Annotated in this window: 5 protein-coding genes and 2 rRNA genes; all 7 read left to right on the top strand. The window is 70.9% G+C overall.

Features of this window, described 5'->3' with window-relative positions; genetic code table 11:
* A 23S ribosomal RNA gene (locus ACJMNC_RS09935) occupies positions 1–176 on the top strand; the annotation flags it as partial.
* Positions 177–280: 104 nt separating this feature from the next.
* A 5S ribosomal RNA gene (gene rrf / locus ACJMNC_RS09940) occupies positions 281–397 on the top strand.
* 58 nt (positions 398–455) lie between these two features.
* A complete protein-coding gene (locus ACJMNC_RS09945) occupies positions 456–2,201 on the top strand; it encodes an HAD-IIA family hydrolase (protein ID WP_408947794.1) in 1,746 nt (581 codons plus the stop codon).
* Between the two features lie 13 nt (positions 2,202–2,214).
* Entirely contained in the window at positions 2,215–2,511 is a 297-nt protein-coding gene (locus ACJMNC_RS09950; RefSeq protein ID WP_408947795.1) for a hypothetical protein, read from the top strand.
* A gap of 30 nt (positions 2,512–2,541) precedes the next feature.
* Positions 2,542–3,384, top strand: a complete 843-nt coding sequence (locus ACJMNC_RS09955; protein ID WP_408947796.1) for a TlyA family RNA methyltransferase — start codon at positions 2,542–2,544, stop codon at positions 3,382–3,384.
* A gap of 30 nt (positions 3,385–3,414) precedes the next feature.
* Complete coding sequence (locus tag ACJMNC_RS09960) at positions 3,415–4,377, top strand: NAD kinase (RefSeq protein WP_408947797.1); 963 nt, start codon at positions 3,415–3,417, stop codon at positions 4,375–4,377.
* Positions 4,378–4,382: 5 nt separating this feature from the next.
* A partial coding sequence (locus ACJMNC_RS09965) for an AAA family ATPase (protein WP_408947798.1) occupies positions 4,383–4,772 on the top strand: 390 nt, incomplete at its 3' end.

Genomic DNA, 4,772 nt, shown 5'->3' on the forward strand with positions numbered 1-4,772 from the left:
CGTTCGGAAGGGATAACCGCTGAAAGCATCTAAGCGGGAAGCCTGTTCCAAGATGAGGTTTCTCACCCACTTCGGTGGGGTAAGGCCCCCCACAGACCATGGGGTTGATAGGCCAGAACTGTACGCACAGCAATGTGTTCAGGTGACTGGTACTAATCGGCCGAGGACTTACCAACAACACCCAGACACATCACAGTAAAACGTGTGTTCCGCATCCACTATGCACCTCTGAAACAACACACCACCACACCAGTAGTGTGGTGTGACAGTTTCATAAAGTTACGGCGGCCATAGCGGAGGGGAAACGCCCGGCCCCATTCCGAACCCGGAAGCTAAGCCCTCCAGCGCCGATGGTACTGCACCCTAACCAGTGTGGGAGAGTAGGACACCGCCGAACACAACTTTGAAAGGCCCCCAACCACCAGGTTGGGGGCCTTTCACATAGATTGGACGTCATGAGCAACGGTGCCCGGGGTACAGATCAGAACGGTCGGCAGCCGTCCCCGTCGATACCCGACGAGGTGAAAGCCGGAGACCTCGATCCGGAGGTGCGACGGGATCTGCATGGGCTCGACAAGAACACCGCCGACAAGGTGGCCCGGCACCTGGTCATGGTCGGCGAGGTCCTCGCCGAGGACCCCGAACTGGCCCTCGACCACGCCCGCGCCGCCCGCGCCCGTGCCGCACGCGTCGGCGTCGTCCGGGAGACCGCCGGCATCGCCGCGTACTACGCAGGCGAGTGGCAGGAGGCGATCACCGAACTGCGCGCGGCACGCCGGATCTCCGGCGACGGGGACGCACTGCTGCCCCTGATCGCCGACGCCGAACGCGGTCTCGGCCGGCCGGAGCGGGCCGTCGAGCTTGCTCGCAGCGCCGACGGCCGGGCACTGACCGGTGAGGACGCCGTCGAACTCGCGCTCGTCGAGGCCGGCGCACATGTGGACCTGAACGATCCCGAGACAGCCCTGCGCGTCCTCGAAGAACAGGACCTGCAGGTCGGGCGGACCGGCACCACGGCGGCGAGGCTGTTCAGCGCCTATGCGTCGACCCTCGAAACCGCCGGGCGCCGTGCCGACGCTCTGACCTGGTACCAGAATGCGGCGGCCGCCGACGTCGACGACACGACCGATGCGGAGTACCGCATCGCCGAACTGCTCGCTGACGGCGTCGATCTGGCCGCGCCGGTCGCCACCGAGGCGGCGAATCCGGAAGCCGGGCTGCTGGAGGGGTATGACGCCCTGCTGTGGGATATGGACGGCACGCTCTTCGAAGGGCACACCCCGCTGGCCGGGGCCGTCGAGGTCGTCGCCGACGACAGTCGTGGTCAGTACTTCGTCACCAACAACGCCAGCCGCACCCCGGAGCAGGTCGCCGTGCACCTTTCGGCGATCGGCTTCGCCGCGACGGCGTCGCAGGCCGTCACCAGCGCCCAGGTGGGCGCTCGGCTCACCGCCGAACGCGTTCCGTCCGGCTCCGCGGTGCTCGTCGTGGGGGCCGAGGCGCTGCGCGAGGCGATCGCCGACGTCGGCCTGGTCCCGGTCGCCAGCGCCGACGAGGATCCGGCGGCAGTCATCCAGGGCCATTCTCCCGAGACCGGCTGGGCGCAACTCTCCGAGGCGGCACTGGCGATCCGCAGGGGTGCGCTGTGGATCGCCACCAACACCGACTCGACGCTGCCCTCCGAACGCGGACTGCTCGTCGGCAACGGCTCCATGGTCGCCGCGGTGGCACATGCCACCGGCGCGGAGCCGCTCGTCGCCGGCAAACCGGCAGCGCCCATCATGCGCGAAGCCCTGACCCGCAGCAACAGTCGCCGACCGCTGATGATCGGGGACCGGCTCGACACCGACATCGAGGGCGCCAACGCGGTCGGCATCGACTCGCTGCTGGTCCTGACCGGGGTCAGCACCGCTGCCGACGTGCTCGCAGCGGTGCCCGCACAGCGACCGGCCTACATCGTTCCCGCCCTCACCGACGTCGACCTGCCCGCCGGTGACCTGCGCGTGGGACCCCAGAGCGGCTGGCAGATCACCGTGATGGAGAACCGGGTGACCGTCGAACGCGGCGCCGCCGCCGGGGCGGCCTCACTGCTGCCGGCACTGGCCCACGCCGTGTGGACCGCCGACGTGGGGAACCTCGACCTGCGCATCAGTAGCCCCGATCCGGAAACCGGCGAGCTCCTGCGCGCGCTCGGCCTGTAGCCTGATTACCGTCATGAGTGGACCCAATCAGCAGGCGGGCCAGCCGCCGAGGCCGACGCCGGGACCCCGCCCCGGAGCCCCGTCGCCGTCGGCTCTCGCCGCCCAGGCGGCACGACTGTCCGGGGATCCCGGCGATCCCGCCGACCATCCGGTGACCGCCGAGGTCGCCGAGCTGCTCGAACAGTCGGCCGAGGTCGCCGCCGCGACCGACGGCGAGTTCGACCTGGCCGCCCTGAGCCGGCAGAGCGAACTGCTCACCGCCGCACACGAACGTCTCTCGTCGGCGCTCGACGACGTCGGCCGTGGCTGACGTCCGCCGGCGGTCCGGCCGGTGGCGCTGATGGCCGCCCGTGCCCGGCTCGACGCCGAACTGGTCCGCCGCAAACTCGCCCGCTCGCGGGAGGCCGCCCGCACCCTGATCGACGAGGGCAAGGTCAAGGTGGCCGGCACCGTCGCCACCAAGGCCGCCACGAACGTCGCCCGCGACACCCCGATCCTGGTGATCGAGGAGGACAAGGACGACTGGGCCTCGCGCGGCGCCCACAAACTGCTCGGCGCGCTCGAGGCCTTCGAACCCCGCGGTCTGACGGTCTCCGGCAAACGCTGCCTCGACGCCGGAGCCTCCACCGGCGGCTTCACCGACGTGCTGCTGCGCCGCGGTGCCACCGCGGTCGAAGCGGTCGACGTCGGCTACGGCCAACTGGTCTGGCGGCTGCAGAGCGACCAGCGGGTCCACGTCCACGACCGCACCAACGTGCGGTACCTGACGCCCGAGGACATCGGCGGGCCGGTCGACCTCATGGTGGGCGACCTCTCGTTCATCTCGCTGGCGCTGGTGCTGCCGGCCGTCGCCGTCTGCCTGCGTCCGGGCGCCGACGCGCTGCCGATGGTCAAACCACAGTTCGAGGTGGGCAAGGACCGGGTCGGCTCCGGCGGTGTGGTGCGCGACCCGCACCTGCGGGCCGAAGCCGTCCACCAGGTGGTGCGCGTGGCCGCCGGCCTCGGCCTCCGGCTGCGCGGGGTGGTCGCCAGCCCGTTGCCCGGTCCCTCGGGCAACGTCGAGTACTTCCTGTGGCTGCACCGGCCGGACGGCGACGGGCCGCCGTCCGAGCCAGGCGATAGCGTGGACGACGAACAGGTGGCGGCGATGATCGACGAGGCCGTCGCCCAGGGACCGCAATGACCGCGCGCAACCGTACCGAAGGAGGCCTGCATGGGTGACCAGCCGAGCACCGGTGACCGAGCCTTTCTGGTCGTCGCGCACACCGGGCGCGACGAGGTGACGCAGACCCTCGAGACCGTCGGCCGACGCTGCGCCGCCGCGGGCATCGCCCTGCGCATCCTCGACCGCGACACCCGGCTGCCCGCCGACGGCGACGAACCCTGGCACCCGGTGGATCCGCAGCGCCTGCGCGACACCGGAGTGCAGGTGGAAGTGATCCAGGCCGACCCGGCGGCGGCCGCCGACTGCGAACTGGCCATCGTCCTCGGCGGCGACGGCACCTTCCTGCGCGCGGCGGAGCTCGCCTATCCGGCGCGGCTGCCGCTGCTGGGCATCAACCTCGGGCACATCGGGTTCCTGGCCGAGGCCGAGGCGCACGTCATCGACGAGGTGATGGACCGGCTGATCAGCGGCGACTACCGCGTCGAAGACCGGATGGTGCTCGAGATCGAGGTGCGCGACGAGGCACACGGCCCCGTGCTCGGAAGCACCTGGGCGCTCAACGAGGTGGCGGTCCAGAACCGCTCGCACAACGGGGTGCTCGAACTGATCACCGAGGTCGACGGACGGCCGGTGTCGGCCTTCGGCGCCGACGGCCTGCTGATCGCCACCCCCACCGGTTCCACCGCCTACGCCTTCTCGGCGGGTGGGCCGGTGATGTGGCCCGACCTGGAGGCGATCCTGGTCGTGCCGAGCAATGCGCACGCCCTGTTCGCCCGGCCGATGGTGACCAGCCCCCGGTCCCAGATCGCCGTCGAAGTCGATGCGCGTGGACGGTCCGCCGTCGCCGTCTGCGACGGCCGGCGGATGCTCGACGTGCCGGCCGGCGCCCGGGTGGAGACCCGGCGCGCCCAGAACGCGCTGCGCTGGGTGCGGGTGGGATCGGAACCGTTCGCGGACCGGCTGGTGACCAAGTTCTCGCTGCCGGTGACCGGCTGGCGCGGAAGGAGCTGAGCAGCGTGCTCGAAGAACTGTCGATCCGCGGGCTCGGCGTCGTCGAGTCCGCCGCGGCCGAGTTCTCCCCGGGCTTCACCGTCCTGACCGGCGAGACCGGTGCGGGCAAGACCATGATCGTGACCAGCCTCCGGTTGCTCTCCGGTGCCCGCGCCGACGCGGGCCGCGTCCGGAGCGGCGACGAGAAGGCCGTGGTACAGGGCCGCTTCCGGCTGCCACCGGCGGCCCAGCGACCACCGGCCGTCGACGACGTGCTCGAATCCACCGGAGCCGAACTCGACGACGACGACACCGTGATCGCTGCGCGGACAGTCGGCGCCGACGGCCGCTCCCGCGCCCACCTGGGCGGCCGGTCGGTGCCGGTCGGGGTACTCGGTCAGCTCACCGGTGAGATC

The organism is Gordonia sp. VNK21, assembly GCF_046098115.1.
Taxonomy (GTDB): domain Bacteria; phylum Actinomycetota; class Actinomycetes; order Mycobacteriales; family Mycobacteriaceae; genus Gordonia.

Coding starts and splice junctions, on each gene's coding strand:
- ACJMNC_RS09945 (WP_408947794.1), top strand. CDS start 456: ATGAGCAACGGTGCCCGGGGTACAGATCAGAACGGTCGGCAGCCGTCC.
- ACJMNC_RS09950 (WP_408947795.1), top strand. CDS start 2,215: ATGAGTGGACCCAATCAGCAGGCGGGCCAGCCGCCGAGGCCGACGCCG.
- ACJMNC_RS09955 (WP_408947796.1), top strand. CDS start 2,542: ATGGCCGCCCGTGCCCGGCTCGACGCCGAACTGGTCCGCCGCAAACTC.
- ACJMNC_RS09960 (WP_408947797.1), top strand. CDS start 3,415: ATGGGTGACCAGCCGAGCACCGGTGACCGAGCCTTTCTGGTCGTCGCG.